This is a genomic window from Chishuiella sp. (genome assembly GCF_032109125.1).
In the GTDB taxonomy this organism is placed as follows: domain Bacteria; phylum Bacteroidota; class Bacteroidia; order Flavobacteriales; family Weeksellaceae; genus Empedobacter.
Window position 1 is genome coordinate 1 of record NZ_DAMCLZ010000020.1, and the last position, 24,897, is coordinate 24,897.

The following is a 24,897-nucleotide window of genomic DNA, read 5'->3' on the forward strand; positions in this document are numbered from 1 at the left end:
AAGGTCTCTTAGCTCAGTTGGTTCAGAGCACCTGCCTTACAAGCAGGGGGTCACTGGTTCGAATCCAGTAGGGACCACAAATAAAAAAGCATCTAAATTAATTTAGATGCTTTTTTTTATATCCTATTATTTCATATAAAAAAAACAGATTAGATAAACTACCTAATCTGATTTTGAATTTATTTATTCTTTAACAAGAATTACTTGCTGACTTTCTGCTTTTATTATATTCTCAGAAAATTCTTTCAAAGGTTTATAATAAGATGGTGGCAAAACACTATATGGTGTTATTTTGTATGATTGAGCAACAATATATCCATCTTTCTCAACCACTTTATATGCATAACCAGATGCTTGATCTTGCATTGTAAATTGTTTCTCCACTGGTAAAGCCTCTACTTTATATCCCGCAGGAATTTTAATATTCACAGTACTCACAGTTGTAATAGGAGCTCCAAATTCAATATTATAGTTACGTTGTTCCAAATTCAAATAATACTTTGTATTTGCTAAGAATAATAATGGATTGAATATGATTTTATTTCCTGCAACATCTACATTTGCATCAGAAAATTTAAATTGATGACGTATAATATTAATTTTATTGTCTTGGCTTTTAAAATCTGAAATTTCAAAATTGTATCCATCCACATATTCTTTCTCAAAAGCTTTAGGATCTGAAGCAATTTCATTTTTATCAGCCATATAAAAATAATTATCTCTTAAGTTTGTAAAACTACCTGTTAAAGTTCCATCAGCTTTCAAGTCTGCTGTAATTGTTTTCTTATTGTTGGTCATCACAGAGTTTCTTAATGGAATCTCTTTTACACCATTTTCCAACAACATAATACCTCTATCATTAATAGCTCTCAATGGTAATAAGTTTAACTGAGAGTTTTTATCTGTCGCATCAATTAAATAAAATTCATTATTAATAGTTGCTCCTGCAATTACATAATTTAATTTTGTTCTTGATGGAAAAGAATAATTAATTAAGCCATTATTCAAAGAACTTAAAACAATAGGATTAACATTAATTCCAGCTTTTTTAAGCATTGAGATTAGAAGTAAATTGATATCAGCAGAGTTTCCTGTTTTATCATTAAATGTTTTTCTAATTCCATTATCTGTAAATACAGAAAGATAATCATTCCAAGTAAAATTATTTTTTACATACTCAAAAATAGCTTCAGTTTTTTCTAAATCAGTATTTTTATTTGCTGTAAGAGTTTTTACCGTTTCATCAAGAAAATTATTTCCTGTTAGTTCTCTTCCTAAATTAGAATTATCCATTAAGTCTTTCCCAATTTTTTCCCAAGTTGTAGAAAAATTTTGAGGTGTTTGTCCTGGTTGTTTATAAGACGCTAACTCAAACTGTAAACTAGACAGCATATTTTTGTGATTCAATACATATGGTTCTTTTGAATATGTAGGTAAATTAGTTAAAGAATAACTTAAAGTATTTATTTTTAATTTACCATTTTGAATTGTAGAACTTCTATCTACAACTCCTGCGTTCATTGAAGGATCCAAACCACGATTATAAACTGTTGATGTGTATGTATCTTCTTTAGAATCTTTAGTTATTTTCGGAGAAAAACTACCGCGTAAATCTTGTTGATAATTAAAATAATCTTGTGATTGAAATGTAAAGTTTGAATTTACTACAGGAACAGATTGTTGAAAGTACCAGGTATCTGTACTACTAATAAATGGAGATAAAATTTCATATGAATATTCTAATATTGATCCATTTTTTACATTCGGAAAAGTAAATGTTTGTTTATCTAAAAAACGATGTACTTTATCAAGAAAAATATCTTTCTTTTCTAATTTTTGCTGAACAATTTTTCCATTTTCTAAATTATAAGTTACAGCTTTTAAAGATAATAATTTATCTTGATCAGAACCTTCTGTTTTATAAATCGGAATACTTATAGTCAATATATCATTAGGTGTTTTATCTTTATCGAAAACAATGTAACGATAAAAAACTTTTTTTGTTTGCTCTACTCCTCCTTGATGAGTATTAAAAGTTACTTTATAATCCCCTTCTGAATACAACACCTCTGCAGGAGCATCAGCTTGAATAGTACTCTTTATTTTTTCAAAATCTTGTTTTGAGATTTTACCAAATTTTACATCTTGTGCAAAACTTGTTACAGTCGCAATAGATGCTACAATAGTAAAAAATGTTTTCATAATAATAATTTATAGTTTTTCTAATAATAGTTTAGTGTTGTCGTAACCTGCAATCTGTCTTCTAAAATCAACATAATCATTGAATTTATCTTTTGAAAATTTTCCAGAAAATTGCTTATATATACGTTTTATTTCAAAGTTGGTTTTATCTTTTGGTATAATTTGTAATGTGTACTCTCCAAAAATAGATTTTACATTTATTGGTTCAAAAAATGTTGGCATATCATAACCAGCTGGTAAAGAAAGAATATAAGAAACCTCATCAATATAACCTGTACCTATCATAAAATCGAACATTCTATTTTTTGATTTTTTTACAGAAGTTTCTTCTCTATTAATAGGAATTATATTAACAATAATATTATTTCCTTGTATTTTAGCATAATTAGGAATTGAAAAATTAAAATCAGAAGTAAAAACTGCATTTTCCCAATTATTTGTAAACTTTTTAGTCTTAAAATTTATTCCAGGAAAATTTGAAAATCTATTTTTTAATCTTATATCTAAATCTTTTTCAGATAATTGAGATAAGCTTGCAAAATTTTGATACAATAGCCCTCTTGAATTTTCTGTAAATTCAAAATTTAAAGTTCCATCTGAGGCAAGAGAAGCTTTACCATTCACTAATAATTGATTATCTTCTGTATTAAATTGTTGAGCTGAAATTATTTTACCTCCTTCATTTTCAATAACAAATACTTTTCTATTCCCTGCGAAATCTCCAAGATAGTTAAAAGGAGCTGTTTGACTAGTAGCTTCTAACCAAATTGTTTCATCTTTCAAAGGAACGTAAACAATCATATGATTTCCTTGCTGATACATCATTTTATCATCAATATCAATTGGCTGCCTTCCTGCATATAAAATTGTATGATATGCTTTTATACCTACGGCATCAAGCATACTAATCATATAGTTTGATAATGCTTTACAGTCACCATAACTTTTACTTTCAACATAGGATGCAGGAAAAGGTGAAAGTCCTCCAATTCCCAATTGTACTCCAATATACCTAACTTTATTTTGTAAATGTTTGTATAAAATCTGAACTTTTTCACGATCAGTTTTTGCATTTTTTACTAAATCTTGAAAGTATAATTTTTGATTTGAAGTTAAATCTAATTTACCTTGAATTAGATTTTCATAAGACCATTTTCCATAATCATTCCAATTATCAAATGTTCCTTTTCTTCCATCAATATTAATTTGATTAGAGGCTAATATAACACTCGGAAAAAAATCTCTAAGATTTATCATATTATCTTCTTCTTCAAAAGCTGGTATATCAATCAATTCATATTTTAAATTATTAATATCACCAGATTTTACAACATTAAAATGATTAAAATTATTTTCCTTTAAACGGATAGTTGAATTGGTCTTATTATTAAATTGATAAATTGCTTTTTCAATAGCTAAATTAGGAGCTATAATAGGAAACCATCTTGGAATAAAAAGTGTATTTTTTATTGTAGAAATTATTTTATAATGCAATGTATAAGGATAAGATATAGGTGTAAAATTTAAATATTTTATCCTCTCATCCGTGTACATTTGCCCATCAGTAATATAACTTTGATCATTAAAATCTTTTGATTTAAATTTCTTTACTTCTTTACCATTACTATCAAGTAAAGTAGCTTCAAAAAGATCAATTTTAGTATTAGGATTATAATTTGATCTTGCGTTTACATAGCTATCTCCTGCCTTATTTAAAACTGTTATTACAACATCTTCTGTGTATTTTAATTCATCTATTTTTATCAGTTCTATAGATTCATTACTTTGACGTATTACAGCATAAGCATTATCTACTAATTTTTCTGGAATTTTATTTACTGTATATTCTTGAGAAAAAGAAAATTGAGTAGTAAAAAATAAAGAAAGAAGTAAAAATTTATTCATATATTAATTTAGTATTTTAAATTGTTAATTATTTAACTAAACAAATATAGATTTATTGTTAATTTCTATGATATAATTTTGTCTTCATAAAATAAAAAAGCCTCAGTTTATACTGAGGCTTTTTTATTAAAATCTTAATCTTATACCACTTCTGGTTGTAAAAGCTTTTTTTCTAAAAAGGAATAAACTTAGTCCTCCTACAAATATAGCTGAATCAGCAATATTAAATACAGGTTGAAAAAATTTATAATGCTGTCCTCCTACTATTGGTAGCCAAGATGGCCAATCAAACTCAACAATAGGAAAATATAACATATCTACTACACATCCTGTAAACCAAGAGGAATAACCTGAAAAATCAGCTTTAGCAATTCCTGGATAACCTATCCAATCTTGATACATATTACTAAACGTTGTTCCTTTATCGAAAATAACTCCGTAAAAAATTCCATCAATTACATTACCTATTGCACCTGCCAATACAAGAGCTACAGGAATAATAAAATAATTAGTATTCAATTTTTTTGACCAAGCATTAATATAATAAATAATCATGCCTATTAATACTATTCTCAAAATAGAAAGAATTATTTTTCCTGTTTCTCCTCCAAAGTGCATTCCATATGCCATACCAGGATTTTCTACAAAAGCAATTTTAAACCAACCTAATACATTTACATCTTCTCCTAAAAAAAAATGAGTTTTAACGTAAAATTTACTAAGCTGGTCTATAATTAGAACCAAAATGGTAATGAGTGTTACTTTTTTCAAAATAATTTATTAGCGTTGCATATTTTTAGCTTCAATACTTAATGTAGCATGAGGAACTAATTTTAAACGTTCTTTATTTATTAATTTACCTGTTACACGACAAATACCGTATGTTTTATTTTCAATACGAATAAGAGCATTTTTTAAATCACGGATAAATTTATCTTGACGTGCAGCTAATTGTGCATTTTGTTCTTTTGACATTGTTTCAGAACCTTCTTCAAATGCTTTGAATGTTGGAGACGTATCATCTGTCCCGTTATTACTATTATTTGTATATGATTCTTTTAATAGTTCATAATCTTTTAAAGCTTGATCTAATTTTTCTTGAATTATAGCTTTAAATTCTTCCAACTCTTTATCAGAGTATCTTACTTTTTCTTCTGTTGCCATACGCTTACAGTTTAGTAATCGAAATTTGTGTTAACAAACCATTAATCTCAATTTCTGTTCCATTTTCTATTATATCTTGTAAAACAAGATCTTCTGCTAATGTTTCAGAACAAATGTAATCTTTGTTTTGTCCAACCGCCTTTACGATTGATTCATCATTTTTTAAGTTAAGTCTAATTTTGTCGGTTACCTCTAATCCAGTTTCCTTACGTAAATTTTGAATTCTATTTACTAATTCTCTAGCAACTCCTTCATTAATTAATTCATCAGTTAATTGTAAATCAAGAGCAACTGTCAATGTTGAATTAGATGCTACAGTCCATCCTGGAATATCCTTAGTAGCAATTTCAAAATCTTCTATATCTAAAGATAATATTTTGTTGTCAATTTCCAAGTCTATTTTTCCTGATTGCTCCAAATTAACAATTTGTTCATTTGTTATTTGACTTGTAGCAGCAGAAATAGCTTTCATTTCCTTTCCGTATTTTGGTCCTAAAGTTTTAAAATTAGGCTTTATCGATTTTACTAAAAGGCTAGAAGCTTCTTCGTTTGTAATCAACTGAATCTCTTTCACATTTACTTCCTGTTTCAATAAATCTGTAACAGCTTCTAAATTAGCTTTCATTTTATCATTTAATACAGGAATCATTACTTTTTGTAATGGCTGGCGTACTCTATTATCGCTTAATTTACGAAGAGATAAAATCATACTTGTAGCAGTTTGTGCTAAATGTGTTTGTTCTTCTAATTCAGTTTTAATTAACGATTCATCAACTTTAGGAAAATCTGCTAAGTGAACAGACTCAGCTGCATTTTTTCCTGTCGCTATATTTAAATCTTTATATAATTGATCCATAAAGAATGGAGCTATTGGAGATCCTAAAATAGCTACTGTTTCTAAAACTGTATATAAAGTTTGATATGCTGCGATTTTATCTTTTGAATAATCTCCTTTCCAGAAACGTCTTCTTGATAAACGCACATGCCAGTTAGATAAATTATCTATTACAAATTCTTGAATTGCACGAGCAGCTTTTGTAGGTTCATATTCTGATAAAAATGCATCAACTTTCTTTGTTAATGTATTTAGTTCAGAAATAATCCATTGATCTAATTCGGCTCTTTCATTTACTGGTATTTCTTCTTCAGCAAATGTAAAACCATCTACATTAGCATATAAAGCAAAGAACGAATAAGTATTATATAATGTTCCAAAAAATTTACGACGAACTTCATCAACTCCAGCAATATCAAATTTTAAATTTTCCCATGGCTGAGCATTTGAGATCATGTACCAACGCGTAGCATCCGGTCCATAAGTCGCTAAAGTTTCGAATGGATCTACAGCATTACCTAAGCGTTTAGACATTTTTTGTCCATTTTTATCTAAGACTAATCCATTAGACATTACATTTTTGTATGCTTTAGAATCGAACACTAATGTTCCTATTGCATGTAAAGTATAGAACCAACCACGTGTTTGGTCTACTCCTTCTGCAATAAAATCAGCTGGATACATTGTTCCATTATCAATCAATTCTTTATTTTCGAATGGGTAATGAACTTGTGCATATGGCATTGCTCCAGAATCAAACCAAACATCAATTAAATCAGCTTCACGTTTCATTGGTTTACCAGAAGCAGAAACTAACGTAATTTCATCAACTACATTTTTATGTAAATCAATTAAATCATAGTTTTCTTCTGACATATTACCGATTTGAAAATCTTTAAAAGGGTTTTCTTTTTGAACACCTGCAGCTATAGATTTTTCTATTTCTGTAATTAATTCCTCAACAGAACCAATGATTAATTCTTCATCGCCTTCATCTGTTCTCCAGATTGGTAATGGAATTCCCCAATAACGAGAACGAGATAAATTCCAATCATTCGCATTCTCTAACCAATTTCCAAAACGACCTTCTCCTGTTGCTTTTGGCTTCCAGTTGATTTCTTTATTCAATTGAACCATGCGATCTTTTACATCAGTAACTTTGATGAACCAAGAATCTAATGGATAATATAAAATTGGCTTATCTGTTCTCCAACAATGTGGATAACTGTGTTTATATTTTTCTACTTTGAAGGCTTGATTACGTTCTTTTAATAAAATTGCAATCTCTACATCTACTGATTTCTCAGGAGCTGTACCATCATCATAGTATTCATTTTTAACATATTTGCCTCCAAAACCTTCTGGTAAAGATTCAACAAATCGTCCTTGTAAATCTACTAAAGGAACAGGATTTCCATTTTTATCTAAGACCAACATTGGAGGAATACCTGCATCTTTAGAAACACGAGCATCATCAGCACCAAAAGTAGGAGCTGTATGTACAATACCTGTACCATCTTCTGTAGTAACAAAATCTCCAGGGATTACACGAAATGCATCTTCTACCTTTTCAAAAGGAGTTGCCCATGGTAATAACTGTTCGTATTTAGTTCCTACTAACTCTTCTCCTTTATATTCTCCTACAATTCTGTAAGGAATTTGTTTATTTCCTGCTGCATAAACTTTGAAATCATCTTCAGTTTCTGCTAAAAAATATGGTTTACTAAATTGTTTATTTACTAATGATTTTGCTAATACAACACGTATTGGTTCAAAAGTATATTGATTATATGTTTCTACAACTACATAATCTATCTTTGGTCCAACAGTTAATGCTGTATTTGATGGTAAAGTCCATGGAGTTGTTGTCCAAGCTAAAAAATAAGTATCACCATCAAATTTTTGAAATAATTCTGATTCTTTTTTAATCTTGAATTGAGCAACAATTGTTGTATCTGTAACGTCTTGATATGTACCTGGCTGATTTAATTCATGCGATGATAAACCAGTCCCAGCTTTAGGAGAATATGGTTGTATTGTATACCCTTTATAAAGCAAATCTTTATTATAAATTTGTTTTAATAACCACCATACAGATTCCATATACTTTGGTTTATATGTAATGTAAGGATCATTCATATCAACCCAATAACCCATTTTTTCTGTCAAATCATTCCACAAATCTGTATAACGCATTACTGTACGCTTACATGCTTCGTTGTATTCTTCTACAGAAATTTTAGATCCAATATCTTCTTTTGTAATTCCTAATTCTTTTTCTGTACCCAACTCTACAGGTAAACCATGAGTATCCCAACCTGCTTTACGAAAAACTTGTTTCCCCTTTAAAGTTTGGTAACGACAAAATATATCTTTTATCGAACGTGCTAAAACATGGTGAATTCCTGGCTTTCCGTTTGCAGAAGGAGGTCCTTCATAAAATACGTACGAGTCTTTTCCTTCACGTGACGTAATACTCTTTTCGAAAACATTATTTTGCTTCCAATCTTCTAATGTTTCATTTGAAACTTGTACTAGGTCTAAATGCTTATATTCTTTAAACTTTTTTGCCATCGAATTCTTCTTTATATCTTCTAAATCAAGGAGTGCGAATATAAGAATTTTTTAGATAATTTTCTAGCTATTTATTAGAAAATCATTTTAATAATTGCTTAATTTTATAGCGATATACGACATTTTGTCGTTTTCATAAAAAATAATGTTTTTTACAAATCAAATTTCACAAATTAACCAATGAGAAAAATATTTCAGTACTGTATATTATTGATTTCTATTCTGCTACTAGCAAGTTGTAATAAAAATAAAGATTATACCATTCTAATCCCCACTGATGCAGATTTTGTTACATTAATAAATCCTAAAGCTATCGCAGAAAAAGGTAACTTTCAAAAATTAGATCAATATAAATTTTATCAATTATTTGAAAACGAAATTAAAGATCAGGATCCAAAAATTAATGAATTATTACAAAATATAAAAAAAAGCCCAACCTCAGCAGGTATTGATATTATTAGTCCTATTTATATTTTTGGGCAAAAACTACAATCTAAAAATATGGTTGCTCTCATTGCAAATATGAGAGATAAAAGCCAATTTGAAGAACACCTAAAAATATTGTATAAGGGTATATATAATCAAGAAATTTCGTTTGAAAAAGAAAATGGTTTTACAATAATAAAAGATTTTGAAAAACCATTTATTGCATGGAATAAGACGCAATTTATAATGATCGTTTCGGAATTTGGTGTTTCTCGAAACTTAGTGAAAAATTATTTCGAAAAAATAATTAATGACAAACATTCACTTGCCAAAGAAAATAGTAGCTTTTCTGATTTTGTAAAAAAATCTCAAGATATTAATATTTGGTATACTGGAAATTTTCTTAAAAACTTCTCAAAACCAAATGAAGATTCTAAAAAAAATCTTGATTTTACTAAAAGTTCATGGGTAAATTTAATCTCATTTACATCTGACGGAATTAACTTCACTCAAAAATTCCATCCTGATGCTATTACTAAAGATGAATTAAGAAAACGTCCAATGTGGAAATCAAAAATTAATACAGATTTCTTTAAATATTTTCCATCTCAAAGTTATTTAAATATTGGTTTAGGTATATATCCCACGAATACACACTATATTTTCGAAAATCAAAATTATTTTTCAGATTTTCTTGAACAATATGAAATTGATTTAAAAAAATTAGAACAAAGTTTTGAAGGTGAAGCCTTATTTAGTATATATGATTTTGAAGTCGGTAAATCATTTAATGCAAATGATTTTTTTGGAAAAAAAGATAAATTCATGAAACAAGTTGTTTATCCTCAGTTTATTTTTGCTGGAAAGATGAAAAATAAAATATTCTATAATGACTTTATAACAACACACCAAGAAAAAATTAAAAATGAGGGAAAATATTATATGTTACCTATTTCAACAAATGTAAAATTATATATTACTTACAAAGATGATTTAATGTACATAACAAATAATCAAACTACGATGAATCGTTTTACAATAAATTTTATAAGTAAAGACAATTTTTTACATACTCAATATGCTACTAATGCAAAAAATTCAATGTTTGGATATGTTAATCTTAATTTCGATGAATATCCAACTGAAGTTAAACAATATATTTACGAACAAATTCCATTTGGAAATACAAAAGAAGTACAAGATATTTTATCCAATTTTGATTATATAGATTACAGAGTTTCTAATGAATATACAAAAACAGGGAAAATACACATGAAAAAAACAGATAAAAATAGCTTAGAAGTTATTTTACTTCTTGTTGATGAAGCTTACTCTTTATTTTTTTCACAAAATAATACATCAAATGGAAATTAAAATCGAACAAATTCTTCCATATCCTTTAAAAGATTTTGGATTCAATGAATCAGAGATTTGGAAAAAAAATTATACCTTTTCAAATGATGAAATTTATCAAATTGTAGCACATTCAGGTGTTGGTAAATCTACCTTGATGAATATATTATATGGTGACCGAAAAGATTACGATGGTAATGTATATTTTGATAATAAAAATATTAAAAACATTCATATCAATGAATGGACAAAAATTCATCGAACTCAACTTGCTTATGTTTTCCAAGGTTTACACCTTTTTGAAGAATTAACATTAATGGAAAATATTCAATTAAAAAATGTTTTAACAAATCATCAATCAGAAGAACAGATCATAAGCTGGATAAAAAAAGTTGGATTAGAAAAACATTTACATCAAAAAGCAGTTCATCTTTCTTATGGTCAGCGACAACGTATTGCTGTTATTAGAGCTATTTGTCAACCATTTGATTTTTTATTACTTGATGAACCTTTTAGTCATTTAGATGAAGAGAATCAGAAAATATTACTTGATTTAATCATCTCAGAATCTAAAAAAAATAAAGCAGGTGTTATATTCACAAGCTTACATGAAATTCACGATAAACGATTAAAAAATGTCATTAAACTCTAATACATTAATAGAAAAATTAGTCCGTAAAAATTTAAGTATTTTACGTATTATCACTTTTTGCTGTTTCTCTACAATTGGTTTTTTTATTCTTTTATTAGCAGGAACAATCTATTTAGATTATGCTAAAAATTTTGGAGAAGACAGTTCTATATGGAAAGCAAATTATATTGTTCTCAATAAAAACATTTCTGCTTTACAAACATTAACAGGCGAAAAACCAAGCTTTACTGAAGAAGAAATAAACGAATTAAAAAACCAGCCTTTCATAGAAAATATAGGAACTTTCGAGAGCAGTCAATTCCCTGTAAAATTACAAATTGGTGGTATTGGAGGGATAAGAGGTTTTTCTACTGATTTATTTTTTGAATCTATTCCAGAACAATTTATTGATGTAGATAAAAAAGAATGGAACTGGAAAGATGGTGAAGATTTTATTCCTATCATTATACCAAAAAATTATCTTAATTTATATAATTTTGGTTTTGCTACAAGCCAAGGATTACCACAAGTTTCTGAAAGTTTATTTAAACAAATACCTTTTCAATTAATTATAGGAAAAGGCGAAAAACAAAAAACATATCAAGCTAAAATAATTGATTTCACAACAAAAATTAATACAATTCTAGTACCAGAAAAGTTTTTAAAATGGGCAAATAAAAATTATGCAAATAAAAATAACCTTAATCCCTCTAGAGTAATTGTTAAAACAAAATCTGAAGGAGATGAAAACTCAATCCCTTATTTTGAACAACATAATTATGACATTAATAAAGATGAATTAAAAAACAATGAATTGACTTATTATCTTAAATTATCTTTTTCTCTTGTTTTACTTATAGGATTAATAATAGTTTTAGCTGCAATTTGGTTAATGATCATTAATTTTCAATTAATGATTGAAAAAAATAAACATAAAACAAAAGATTTATTCTTGATCGGCTACAGTATTAATCAATTAGCTCGTCCTTATCTAAAATTTTCATTAGTATTAATGTCTATTAGCTATATAATTTCATTACCATTTGTTTATTATATCATAAAAATGATACAAACAAAAATTGGTAAATTTATGAACTTAGATCATTCATCTATCTGGACTGTTACTTGTTTCGGAATTATTATGATTATATTTATTTATATAATAAACAGAATAATACTTAAACAATCTATAAAAAAAATAGTATTAAAATAAATTATTATAATAATCCCTTGAACTAGAAAAATATAGTAAATCAGTTATAATTATTAGAAAAAAAAAGGATTCTGATAAACAGAATCCTTTTTTTTATTATTAAATTGTTCTATTAAAAAGAATAACCTACACCAAAAGTGAATGAATTATTTTTGATATTTAAATCTTTAGCACCATCCTCTCCTTTGTCAATTTTTGTTAATCCCATGTAGTATCTTGCATTAACATTAATATGATCTGTAAGATTATAACCTACACCATAATTCACACCAAAGTCAAAATTTTGAATATTATCTTTGATATTTGTTTTAGTAGTAGTATTGTTAACAGTTCCATTAGCAAAAGTTGATTCTACATTTTTGTTACTTCCATAAACAAGAAAACCTGCCTGTGGACCAGCTTCAACGTTAAAACGAGAACCAGCAATGTAATATTTAAACATTACAGGAACTTGAATATAATCTAAAGTTGTAATGTTTTTTGTTTGTCTTGCAGTTGACCCATCTAAATTGTATAAATATTGATCTCTTGATCCTTTACCAGCTAATCTTGCATAGTTAACCTCTGGTTGAATAGAAAAACTTTGAGTTACTGGAAAATTTGCATAAACACCAGCTGTAAATCCAACTGCGTAATCTGTTTTACTAATATCTTTCCCATTATATGAAGACATATTAGCAGCCGATTTAACACCAAACTGAGGAGCTAATGTTTTTTCTTGAGCGCTCAAATTAGCAATACCTAACACAGTAGCAGCAATAAAAAATATTTTTTTCATCGTTTAAATTTTTATAGTTCTAATTATGATAATATTAATATCACAATTTCTGTACCAATTATTGTTAATTATAAAATTAAATAATATAAGAGTATTTAAAACAAAGCATTAAAAAGAAAAAAATAACGATAATTTAATATTAATTAAAAATAAATATAACTCTCAAAATAATCACTTTAAACGATAAAAATTACTTTGATTTTAAAATTATGACTTACTAACTTGAAATCGTAATTTATAAATAAACTAAATAATTTATGTTAAAGTATCATGACAATCTAAACAAAAAAGGCTTCAAAATAAAATTTTGAAGCCTTTTAATATAAACATGACAGATATTATTGACCTACCATCTTATATAATATATTTTGTTGTTGTTTAGCATAGTTTGTATCTATTTCTGCTGCTACACCGATCATTTCATCTAAATAATTAAATTGATTCATTATTTTTGATTGATCAGCAGCATCTACTTTTCCATCTGCAACAATACTTTTATATAAACTTTCAAATTTTTTAAGAGCAGGAGTATATGCTGTTTCAAAAACTTTAATTGCTTTTTCTTTATCGCCTCTTTCTCCTAAAGCAGAAGCTTCATTATAAATTGACATCATTAAATCATTCTTCGCACTAGAAAAATCTGACCCAACAGAATATCCTTTACCAGCTGGTAGGGATTCAAAAAATGCTATTTTAGAATTTGTTTGTTTACGTACATAATCAAATAATTCTTTTGCTTTTTTATCTTCTCCAGCTTTTAAGTAAACACCCGCTATTCTACTTACTCCATAACCTATATCATATTTTGGTAAAGCAGGAATTTCCAACATCACTTTATCTAAAACAGCTACAGCTTCTTTTTTACGACCTGCATGTAATAAATCATCTGCCAAACGAACAGCTATATTTCTATATGATGATGTATAAATACGCTCTGTTAAGCTAAATGAAGCATCTGGATTATTGAATCCTGACCATTTATAAGAATTAAATGTTTTTAATAGCATGTTTGTATCAGAAGCTCCAATAACTCCTCCTTTACCAAATTGAGTATAAATTGGAACTAATTTATAACTTAAACCAGCATTCAATAAATAATCATTCATAAAGAAAGTATTTTCTGGATCAGAAACTCCTCCTCCACTAAAATAAATTGGACGATCCCAATTGTATTTAGCCATCATTGATAATAACAATAAATTATTTTTGAATAAGCTTGATGACTTAATATTAATTGTTATTTCATCAACCATTTTATCTGCATCTTTGGGATTTACAATTCCATATTTCAATGCATTTTCTTTGTTTACAGGAACTGTAATTTTAGATACTGGAAGATAATTTGCTTGACCAATTGTGTAACCAAAATAATCTGCCAATGCTTGTTTTTCTGGTAACTTATTATTTAAAAGAAACTCTATTGCTTCTTTTGCAGTCATGCTATCTTTCGTTAAATATTTTTGTAATGGTTTTAAGTTTTTATAAACCGTTATAACCTGATTTGGATCAATTTCTGGATCAACTAAATATTGACTAACCTGATCAATAGGCATTTCGCTAAGCGTTTCTAATGTTTGTTTAGAATCTGGTTTTATAAAACTATTCAACTGATCAAAAATATTTTTAATTGATCCACCGACAATAAATATTTGATCATTTGATCCTGATTGATAATCTTTAGGTTTTAAATCACTAGGAATTGGAGCAGAGTTATATGTCTTTCTTAATAACTGCTCTAAATTCCAAGGGGAAGCAGCTAAAGTTAAATTAGCAATTTTTACATCATCACGGAAATTTTCCGTTTCTTGTAATCCCCATAATGGATATGTGTCATTATCTCCATAAACAAATAATATTGCATTCTTATCTAATGGATTTAGATAATTATAAGCTAAAGAATAAGCTACAGAGCGTTCAGATCTATCATGATCATCCCAGTTTTGAGCTCCCATTAAAACTGGAATTCCTGCTAAAATAATAACCGTTCCAAAAGCTAAAGAAGGCTTTAATTCTTTCTTTAATAATTTTTTAATTATAAAATAGATTCCTTGAACACCAAGTCCAATCCAAATAGAAAAAGCATAAAAAGAACTAACTAATGCATAATCTCTCTCTCTAGGTTCGAATGGTTTTACAGATGTATAAAAGATAATACCTACACTTGTTAATACAAATAATGATAATAAAGACCACCAATTTACAAAGTTTCTATTTAATTGTGTAAATAGCCCTATTAATCCTAATATTAATGGTAACATAAAATAAACATTTGTCCCATCATTTACATATTCTGCAGGTAATTTAGATTGATCTCCTAAACGAGGATTATCTATAAATGGAATTCCTGAAATCCAATTTCCTTTCGTAATTTCAAAGTTTCCTTCTAAATCATTTTGGCGACCAGAAAAATTCCATAAGAAATAACGAATAAACATATAGTTTACTTGATAATCTATAAAATAGTTTAACTCTTCTCCAAATGTTGGAGGTTCTATATCTAAAATTTCATTATATTTCTTTAATTCAGCTACTTTCAATTGACGATTTTGTCTTTTTTCTACTAACTGAGCATACATTTTTTGTGCTTCTTGATCGCTAGCATATTTAGCATTCAAAGAAAACTTAGGAAAAGCATAAACACCTGCATAGTTTTCCATTACGCTAGGATCATTACTAAACATTTTAGGGAAAAATTTGACATATTTATCGTCATATTTATAATCTAACCTATCAGCAACTTTTACATATTTCCCTAAACGATTATCTTTAATATATTCAGAACTACGAACTGTGCTTTCTGGAGCTCCATTAGCATCTCTTTTTATTCCATCATTTGCAATGTAAGCAGTAAAAACTGGCCCATAAGTTGTTGGCCATGTACCATATTGTTCACGATTAAAATAGTCTAAAACACCCAAAGCTGTATCAGGATCATTTAAATTCATTTGAGGATTTGCATTCGCTCTAATTGGAATTACTAACCAACAAGAAAAACCAATCAACATAAATGTTACACACCATGTAATTGTATTTAATAATGCTGAACCATATTTATGTGATAATTTTATAATAAAATAAAATACTGCTATAAGAATAATTGCAGCTATTATGGTACCTGAATTAAAAGGCATTCCTAGATTATTCACAACATATATTTCTGTATGGCCAAAGAAAGTCATTACAACAGGAAATATAATTTTGAATACAAATGCAAGAATAACAAGAGTTATAACATTAGCAATAATAAAACTTTTAATCGTAAATCTATATTTCCTAGCATAGTACACAAAACAAACAGCTGGTATTGCTAGCATAGCCATTAAGTGAACACCAATAGATAAACCAATAACCAAAGAAATTACAACTAACCATTTATTACCTCTTGGTGTGTCTGCAACTTGATCCCATTTTGTAACTAACCAGAATAATAAAGCTGTAAAAAATGATGCCATCGCATACACTTCACCTTCTACAGCAGAAAACCAAAATGTATCACTAAACATAAATGCAGCGGCTCCAATAAAACCTCCTCCTAATGTTATAATTTTTTGAGTCGTATTTATCTCTATATCATCTACATTGATAGGATCTTGAGTATTAGCAAACATTTTACGAATAAAATATGTAATAGTCCAAAACAATAACATTATTGTCCCTGCACTATATAGTGCTGATGTACTATTAATAAGTATTGCATATTTACTTCCATCTCCAAAAGCTAAACCAGACCAAACTGCTCCCATTAATTGAAATAGAGCGGCTCCAGGTGCATGTGTAACTCCTAATTTTGCAGATGATACAATATATTCTCCACAATCCCATAAACTTAAATGTCGTTCCATCGACATCAAATACAATATTGATGAGATGATGAAAATGAAGACACCTAAGAGATTATTCCATTTTTTAAAATTTATTTTCATTTTATTCGATAAGTTGTCTTGCGAAATTAACATAAAAAATTAATATAGATTTGAAATAAAAAGATTAAATTCTAATTAGAACTTTTAGATTCATTGTTATTTATAACATTCTTTGCTATATTATTCATAAAATAAATGCGTTTATTAACATTGATTAATTAATCAAATAATTTATAAAGCAAAAAAGATTGAAATATAAAGTACCGACGAAGGTATTGTCCTTATAATAAACAATTAATAATGTTTTATTTACATAATTATTTGAATAAACTTTTGATTCTAATATTTTTTGCTCTAAATTTGCAATGCAAAAAGCAATGCCTTTAACAGACAAAATTCTACAGACAGGGTTTACTTTTGACGATGTGTTATTAGTTCCTGCATATTCTGAGATATTACCGAACCAAGTATCTCTTAAAACAAGATTCACAGACAATATTACACTAAATATTCCTATTGTATCTGCTGCAATGGACACAGTTTCTGAAGCCAGATTAGCGATTGCATTAGCTCGTGAAGGGGGTTTATCATTTATTCATAAAAATATGAGTATTGAAGAACAAGCTAGTGAAATTGAAATTGTAAAACGTTCAGAAAACGGAATGATCTCTGACCCAATAACACTTACACGTAAACATACTTTACAAGATGCTGTAAGTTTAATGGAAAAATACAAAATATCTGGATTACCAGTTATTGAAGAAGACAGAACGTTAGTTGGTATTATTACTAATCGTGATATTCGTTATCAAGAAAACTTTGATCAATTGGTAGAAGATGTAATGACAAAAGAGAATATTATTACTTCTGATATTGATACAGATCTAAAAAAAGCAAAAGAAATTTTATCTCGTCACAGAATTGAAAAATTACCAATTGTTGACGAAAACAACAAATTAATTGGTTTAATTACTATTAAAGATATCGATAACTTAACAGAATTTCCAAATGCATGTAAAGATTCTACAGGACGTTTACGTGTTGGTGCTGGTGTTGGTGTTGGTGCTGATACATTAGAACGTGTACAAGCTTTAGTAAATAAAGGTGTTGACATTGTCGCTTTAGATTCTGCACATGGACATTCTGCTGGTGTAATTAGTAAAGTTGCTGAAGTTAGAAATGCTTTCCCAAACTTAGATATTGTTGGAGGAAACATCGTAACTGCTGACGCTGCAAAAGCTCTTATAGACGCAGGAGCGAATGCATTAAAAGTAGGAGTTGGACCAGGTTCTATATGTACTACTCGTGTTGTAGCTGGTGTTGGTGTACCTCAACTTTCTGCAATACACGATGTATATAATTATGCTAAAACTCGTAATATTTCTATTATTGGTGATGGTGGAATAAAATTATCTGGAGATATTGTGAAAGCTGTAGCTGCTGGAGCAAACTTAGTGATGTTAGGAAGTTTATTTGCTGGAACTGATGAAGCTCCAGGTGAAGAAATTATTTTTCAAGGACGTAAATTTAAAGCTTATCAAGGAATGGGTTCTTTAGCTGCAATGAAAAGAGGTTCTAAAGATAGATACTTCCAAGCTGATGCTAAAAAATTAGTACCAGAAGGAATTGAAGGTCGTGTTCCTCACAAAGGTTCTATTGCTGATGTTATATACCAATTATGTGGTGGTCTACGTGCTGGTATGGGATATTGCGGAACAGCTACTGTACAAGATTTAATTGAAAATGGTAAATTTGTTCGTATTACAGGTGCTGGACTTAATGAATCTCATCCTCATGATGTTGTTATTACAAAAGAAGCTCCTAATTACTCTAATTAAGATTTAGTTATATAGATACAAAAAATGCAAGTAAAAAATTTACTTGCATTTTTTTATTTATAGTTTTTTTATAAAAAAAGCCATCTCCTAAAAGATGGCTTAAACTATGAGAATGTTATAATTTTTTATTACTATTTACTTAGCAAAAAATAATTTTGAATTTATTTCGTCTCCATTTGTCAACTTAGAAACAGCTTCACTCCAATTATTTCTATTTAAAGTTTGCTGAGTTATTGGATATCTAACTCGAGATGGCAAATCTGTAGCTACAACGTTTCCTGACATCAATGGTGTAAATACATAAGTTGTTCCATCAGGTCGAGTTCCAGTAGCGCCAGGTTTTAACAAAATAGAACCATTAGGATATCCTGTTCTTCTATATTCATTCCAAGATTCATCTGAATTACCTAATAAAGCTATATATTTTTGATTTAAAACATTTTCTTCAGACGCTGAAGGTATTCTAGCTAAATATGTATCTATATCAATAGAAGAAACTCCTAATCTCTCCATATTAGCTTTAACTCCTGCTTCATAATTATCTTGTGACCACCCATTTAATTCAGATAGAATAAATTCTACTTCAGAGTATTCCATCAAAATCTCTGCTTTATCAATCTTTGTATAATCAGATGAAAAGAAATTAATTTTAGAAGAAGCAAAAGCTGTTTCTACAGTTGGTAAACCATATGGCATACCTGTATAATCTGCTAAATTAGTAGAAACTGTATATGAAGCATTCTTTATTTGAGCAGAAGTTACTCCTATTGGAGCAGCAACTTTAAATAATCTAGGATCCAAACCATAATTTCCTTTTTCTCCTTTTAAAAACTGAACAAATGTTCTATTTACATAGAAATCTGTTCTATTATCTACATAAAACAATTTCCAGAACGGATTTCCTTCAGCATCAGCAGTTCCAAAAGAATGAGCTGCATTATCTTCATTTGACACAAAAACACCTGAAGTAATAGCTTCTGTTATATGTGTATTTGCCTCAGGTAATTTATCCTTTAATCTATTTGCTATCCTTAATCGTAATGAATTAGCAAATTTTTTCCATTTAGAAGCATCTCCACCATAAATATTATCTCCTGCAGTAAAAGCTAATTCTGATACATTAATCTGATCAGCTGCCTCTTTTAATTCGTTTAATAAATCTTTATATATAACTTCTTGAGAAACATATTTAGCTAAAGTAAATTCGTTAATTTGTAAAGCTTGAAAATCTGGATTATCTTTTTGGCCATAAGACCAATATGGCACATCACCGAAATGAGTTACTAAATTATCAAAAGTATAAGCTAACATTATTCTACTAACAGCAATTTGATTTTGTAAATTACCATATTTTGACATCTGAACACTCGTTTCAGAATTTTCACATTTATCAATTATATCTTTATAATTATTTGCTGAACGATATAAATAAACCCAACCATTACTAGTTTGAGTATCTCTGTATTGATATTTATCTTCTTCAATATAATTATTTTGAGCAGAATATTGCATCCAAGGTAAACTCATACGAGCAGACCACCAGCCATCTCTTGTATAATTCATTAAATATCTATTTGCTCCATTAAATATTGTATATGTTGGAACTATTTCTGGATTATTATCATTTTTATTAAAAGATTCTAAATCATTATCACAAGAAGTTAATGATCCTATAGAAACACCTAATAAAGAAAGTACAACCAACTTTTTTATAATTTTCATAATTTTTCTAATTAAAATTGTAACTTTAAGTTCATACCATAAGTTCTAGTAGAAGGTAGAGACCCTCCTTCTAAACCTTGAACATTCCCACTACCTCCTGATGCTTGTTCAGGATCTATATTTTTATTATCTAATCCCCAAGTAGCTAAATTTCTACCAAATGCAGATATTACTACATTAGAAAATGGCCCTCTAAGATTTTTAGGAAATGTATAAGAAATAGTAACCTCTCTCAGTTTAAAGTAATCTGCATCAAAAACATTTTGGGCAGTAGGTCCTGAATAATAATGACCATAATATTGTTGAGCAGTAACATTTTTATTATTTTCAGCTGTATTAGTAACTGTATAAGTTCCATCTCCATTTGAAACAACATTACCTGTAACTCCACTAACAACTACTCCATTTTCACGTACTCCATTTGCTGCTGTTTCTTCTAACATACCTGAATACATTCCAAACATATTTGTAACAGAAAAATATTTTCCACCTTTTTGTATATCAAGTAAAGCAGATAAACTAAAGTTCTTATAAGAAATATTATTTCTAATTCCCATATTCCAATCTGGAATTATTGAACCTAAATTCTTAATATCAGATGATAAATACAAACCGTTAGCTCCTACAACTTTATTTCCTTTGTCATCGTAAATAAAATCTGTTCCTCTAATCTGTCCATATCTTTCTCCTAATACTGCATCTAAAGTAGCTTTAAATGGTGCAGTACCTAATTGTATTGATTCTACACCGTCTATTAACTCTGTAACTCTATTACTATTTTTTGAAAAATTAACATTTATCCCCCATTCAAATTCTGAAGTTCTGATAGGAACAATATTAACCATAGCTTCTATACCTTTATTGAGAGTCTTTCCAGCATTAAGCATTTTGGAAGTAAACCCTGTCTCTGCTCCAACAGTAACAGGCATTATCAAATCTGATGTTTCTTCATGATAGTATGACACATCAAATCCTAGACGATTATTAAACATTTGCATTTCTAAACCAAATTCCCATGCTTTTTTAGTTTCTGGTTTTAAAAATTGATTCTTTTTTGAAAGAGAAGTTAAGTAATAAGGATCTCCTATAAAAGAACTACCACTAAAAGCATTATTTTCATAAACATCTACAATAGAAAGAACTGGAGCATCATTCCCTGTTTTAGACCATCCTCCTCTAACCTTACCAAATTTTAACCAACTTGCTTTAATTAATTGAGAAAAAATAAAAGAACCTGTTACAGATGGATAAAAATATGAATTATCTCCTGAAGGTAAAGTCGAAGACCAGTCATTACGTGCAGACGCCTCAATAAAAACTAAATCTGCATAACCTAATGATGCACTTGCATAAGCAGAATTCACTCTTCTTTTCCATTTATATGTAGTAACAGAAGCTTGTTGCAATGAATTATTAATCGTATATAATCCTGGAACAATAAAACCACCATTAGTATTCGCAGACATTGAAGAATAACTTTCATGTCGTCTATTTACACCCGCAAATGCATTAATACTAAATTCTCCAAACTTTTTATCAAAATGTAAACGACCTTCATAGTTCATTTCTGTTTTTTCTCTTGTTGATTCATTATAACCAGCCTGAGCTTGGGATCCTTCAGCAACTATACTGGAAATATTCAAAGTAGTATTATCACCATATATATTACCTACAGCATATAAACCTGGAGCAATATCATATTTTAATTCAAAATTACCATAAAATCTATCTCTTTTATCTTTTGATGTATTCTCATATAAAATCCAATAAGGATTATCTGAATATTTAGGTGTCGCATCATTCCATGCTGTTCTATTCCAAGATCTTTGCTCTCCTGTAGCTGTTTTATAATTTTTTAAACGATTATAATCCAATTGAACTTGACCCCACTGGTACATTTTTTGGGGAATAGAATTATCTCCATATCCAAATTCAGGCCTATTACTACCAGTTGTATTTACATAAGTAATACCCCCTTTAGCTGTTAATTTATCATTAAATTTTGTCACCAAATTTAAGTTAGCTGTAGTTCTTTTTAAACTAGAATTAGGAATAATACCTGATTGATCTAATTGAGAAACAGACATTCTAGCAGACGTATTTTCATATGACTTTGCAAATGAAACTGAATTTGTATATGCTATTCCTGTATTATATAATGTTTTATAATTTGCACTTGGTGCACTCCATGCTCTTGTCTTTAAATAAGTATTAGGGTCACTTGAATCAAAAGCATCCCAATGTAAAACTTGTTGACCATTTAAACGTGGTCCCCATGATTCATCTGCTCCATAATCCACAACACTATAGGTCTGGTCCCCTATTTTAACCTGTTCAAATTCAGATGAAAAACCGCCACCATATAATTGCTGTAATTTAGGTTGAATATTTAATGATTCAAAAGCTACTCCTGTATTAATAACTATTTCATCTTTACCTTTTTTAGCTGATTTAGTTGTAATCATAATTACACCATTATTAGCACGTGAACCATATAATGCAGCAGCAGGTCCTCCTTTTAATACATTTACAGACTCTACATCATCAGGATTTATATCAAATGAGCCATCTCCATAATCTCGTCCACCACTACCTCTCTGAGCATTAGTAGAATTGTAATTTGAATTATCCATTGGTATACCATCAACAACAATCAAGGGTCTATTTTCACCAGTAATAGAACCTATACCACGTAAAACTATACGAGCTGAAGTTCCTAAACCTGATGGTGCAGTAATTTGTGCACCAGCAACATTTCCTGATAATGACTGTAAAGCATTAGTTCCTCTACCTTGAGAAATTATATCTCCTTTAACTTCTTGTGATGCATAACCTAAAGATTTTTTATCTCTAGTTATACCTAAAGCTGTTACAACAGCACCTTCCAACTCTACAGTATCTGTTGGTTTTAAAGAAACATTATAACTACTTTGTTCACCTACTTTAAATGTTTGAGTAGGTAAACCAACAGCCTCTACAGTTACTAAATCCCCTTGTTTAGCTTCTATACTGAAGCTTCCACTTTCATCTGTAAAAACTTCTACTCCTGAAGTAGATTTTACTATAGCATCGGCAACAGGAAGTCCATCAGAATCAGTCACTATACCAGTCACTGTCTTTACATCTTGAGCGTATAAGGAAGAACCTAAAAGTATTCCTCCTAATACAAACAAGTTTCTTAAATTTCTCCTCATTTGTTAAAACATTTTTAAAACTTTTATAAACTTAAGGTTTTTATAACATTTTAAAAGCTTTTTTCACAAAAATTTCATAATTTTGTTAAAAATTCAAAAAATTGGACAAAGTTTTATCAAATTACGAATTTGAGATAGGTTGTGATGAAGCAGGAAGAGGTTGTTTAAGTGGACCCGTCATAGCAGCTGCTGTGATTTTAGGAGATAAATTTGAAAATAATATAATTAATGATTCTAAGCAATTATCCGAAAAAAAAAGAAATTTGCTAAGATCTTTTATTGAAAAAAATGCTCTTTACTGGGCTATTGGTGTTGTATCTCCTAAAGAAATAGATGAAATAAATATTTTGAATGCAAGTTTCCTTGCTATGCATAGAGCAATTGATCAATTAGATTGCCCAAAAGATCTTATTATTGTAGATGGAAATAGATTTAATGCTTACAATGATATTCCACATGAATGCATTGTAAAAGGTGATTCTAAATATATGAATATAGCTGCAGCATCTATTTTAGCAAAAACATATAGAGATGAATATATGGCGAAAATTGATAAAGAGTTTCCTGAATATAATTGGAAAAAAAATAAAGGATATCCTACAAAAGAACATCGAGCAGCTATTAAAGAATATGGTGCAACAATTTATCATCGTACAACATTTAAATTGTTACCAGATCAATTAAGCTTAGACTTATAATAAAAAAGTGCATTTGTTGAATACAAATGCACTTTTTTATTATTTTATTTTCTTCAGTGTATAATGATCTTTCAATTTACCTGTAGCTTCTTTTCCTTTATCATCTAATACTTTTAATTCATTTTTTTCTACTTTAAGAAATAATGGACTAACATTAGAATTTAAATGAATTGTATTTCCTGTACTATCCCATTTATAAAAACCTTCATCTTGATAAACAGTTTCTTTACCTAAATATTCTTGTTCTATAAAAAAGTTTCCATCTTTTTTTAATTCAACAATATATTTTATTCCCTCACAATCAGAACAAGGTAATACACCTTCGTATTTACCAGCCCAATCCAAAGAATTAGCTGCATTAACAGTTATAGTTTCTGTTGTAGACTCTGTAACTTTTATATCTTTTTTCTCTGATTGCTGCAAACCTTTTGATTGACAAGAAAACAATAAAAGGGAAATAATTATTCCTGAAAGTATAATTTTTTTCATATAAAATTATTC

Annotated in this window: 15 protein-coding genes and 1 tRNA gene; 6 read left to right on the plus strand and 10 right to left on the minus strand. The window is 28.6% G+C overall.

All coding sequences use genetic code 11. The annotated features are described in order from the left end of the window. Window positions 1-2: 2 nt before the first annotated feature. A tRNA-Val gene (locus tag RT575_RS14820) sits at window positions 3-77 on the plus strand. A 106-nt stretch (window positions 78-183) separates the two neighbouring features. On the opposite strand, the gene RT575_RS14825 is transcribed toward RT575_RS14820, so the two are convergent. The 5 genes from RT575_RS14825 to ileS form a co-directional block, all read right to left on the minus strand. After that, window positions 184-2,202, minus strand: coding sequence for a transglutaminase domain-containing protein (locus tag RT575_RS14825; RefSeq protein ID WP_313581902.1), 2,019 nt, complete (start codon window positions 2,200-2,202; stop codon window positions 184-186). A 9-nt stretch (window positions 2,203-2,211) separates the two neighbouring features. Beyond that, entirely contained in the window at window positions 2,212-4,107 is a 1,896-nt protein-coding gene (locus RT575_RS14830; RefSeq protein ID WP_313581904.1) for a DUF3857 domain-containing protein, read from the minus strand. Between the two features lie 126 nt (window positions 4,108-4,233). Further along, window positions 4,234-4,878 carry a lipoprotein signal peptidase gene (locus RT575_RS14835; RefSeq protein ID WP_313386994.1) on the minus strand — a complete coding sequence of 215 codons (645 nt, stop codon included), beginning with the start codon at window positions 4,876-4,878 and terminating at the stop codon, window positions 4,234-4,236. Between the two features lie 9 nt (window positions 4,879-4,887). Further along, a complete protein-coding gene (locus tag RT575_RS14840; RefSeq protein WP_313386993.1) occupies window positions 4,888-5,271 on the minus strand; it encodes a TraR/DksA C4-type zinc finger protein in 384 nt (127 codons plus the stop codon). Window positions 5,272-5,275: 4 nt separating this feature from the next. After that, window positions 5,276-8,680 carry an isoleucine--tRNA ligase gene (gene ileS / locus RT575_RS14845; RefSeq protein ID WP_313581907.1) on the minus strand — a complete coding sequence of 1,135 codons (3,405 nt, stop codon included), beginning with the start codon at window positions 8,678-8,680 and terminating at the stop codon, window positions 5,276-5,278. A 180-nt stretch (window positions 8,681-8,860) separates the two neighbouring features. On the opposite strand from ileS, the gene RT575_RS14850 reads away from it, so the two are divergent. The 3 genes from RT575_RS14850 to RT575_RS14860 are packed head-to-tail and all read left to right on the plus strand — an operon-like array spanning window position 8,861 to window position 12,303. Next, window positions 8,861-10,480, plus strand: coding sequence for a DUF4836 family protein (locus RT575_RS14850; protein ID WP_313581908.1), 1,620 nt, complete (start codon window positions 8,861-8,863; stop codon window positions 10,478-10,480). Further along, on the plus strand, window positions 10,470-11,111 hold the full coding sequence (locus RT575_RS14855; protein ID WP_313386990.1) for an ATP-binding cassette domain-containing protein: 642 nt from the start codon (window positions 10,470-10,472) through the stop codon (window positions 11,109-11,111). The genes RT575_RS14850 and RT575_RS14855 overlap by 11 nt, the downstream gene beginning before the upstream one ends. Beyond that, window positions 11,095-12,303, plus strand: coding sequence for an FtsX-like permease family protein (locus RT575_RS14860; RefSeq protein ID WP_313581911.1), 1,209 nt, complete (start codon window positions 11,095-11,097; stop codon window positions 12,301-12,303). The genes RT575_RS14855 and RT575_RS14860 overlap by 17 nt, the downstream gene beginning before the upstream one ends. A 112-nt stretch (window positions 12,304-12,415) precedes the next feature. Here RT575_RS14860 and RT575_RS14865 read toward each other — a convergent pair whose 3' ends face one another. Together RT575_RS14865 and RT575_RS14870 are read right to left on the minus strand one after the other, a co-directional pair. Beyond that, window positions 12,416-13,081 (minus strand): porin family protein, encoded by a 666-nt coding sequence (locus RT575_RS14865; RefSeq protein WP_313386988.1) that lies wholly within the window; start codon window positions 13,079-13,081, stop codon window positions 12,416-12,418. Between the two features lie 338 nt (window positions 13,082-13,419). After that, on the minus strand, window positions 13,420-17,004 hold the full coding sequence (locus RT575_RS14870) for a DUF2723 domain-containing protein (protein WP_313386987.1): 3,585 nt from the start codon (window positions 17,002-17,004) through the stop codon (window positions 13,420-13,422). A gap of 317 nt (window positions 17,005-17,321) precedes the next feature. Here RT575_RS14870 and guaB point away from each other — a divergent pair, with 317 nt between their 5' ends. Continuing rightward, entirely contained in the window at window positions 17,322-18,782 is a 1,461-nt protein-coding gene (gene guaB, locus RT575_RS14875) for an IMP dehydrogenase (RefSeq protein WP_313387001.1), read from the plus strand. A 135-nt stretch (window positions 18,783-18,917) separates the two neighbouring features. Here the strand turns inward: guaB and RT575_RS14880 are convergent, their stop codons facing one another. After that, window positions 18,918-20,504, minus strand: coding sequence for a SusD/RagB family nutrient-binding outer membrane lipoprotein (locus RT575_RS14880; RefSeq protein WP_313581914.1), 1,587 nt, complete (start codon window positions 20,502-20,504; stop codon window positions 18,918-18,920). Between the two features lie 11 nt (window positions 20,505-20,515). Further along, entirely contained in the window at window positions 20,516-23,698 is a 3,183-nt protein-coding gene (locus RT575_RS14885) for a SusC/RagA family TonB-linked outer membrane protein (protein WP_313581916.1), read from the minus strand. Window positions 23,699-23,799: 101 nt separating this feature from the next. Here RT575_RS14885 and RT575_RS14890 point away from each other — a divergent pair, with 101 nt between their 5' ends. After that, window positions 23,800-24,396 carry a ribonuclease HII gene (locus RT575_RS14890; protein ID WP_313581918.1) on the plus strand — a complete coding sequence of 199 codons (597 nt, stop codon included), beginning with the start codon at window positions 23,800-23,802 and terminating at the stop codon, window positions 24,394-24,396. A 39-nt stretch (window positions 24,397-24,435) separates the two neighbouring features. Here RT575_RS14890 and RT575_RS14895 read toward each other — a convergent pair whose 3' ends face one another. Further along, window positions 24,436-24,885, minus strand: coding sequence for a copper resistance protein NlpE (locus tag RT575_RS14895; protein ID WP_313581920.1), 450 nt, complete (start codon window positions 24,883-24,885; stop codon window positions 24,436-24,438). Window positions 24,886-24,897: the final 12 nt, after the last annotated feature.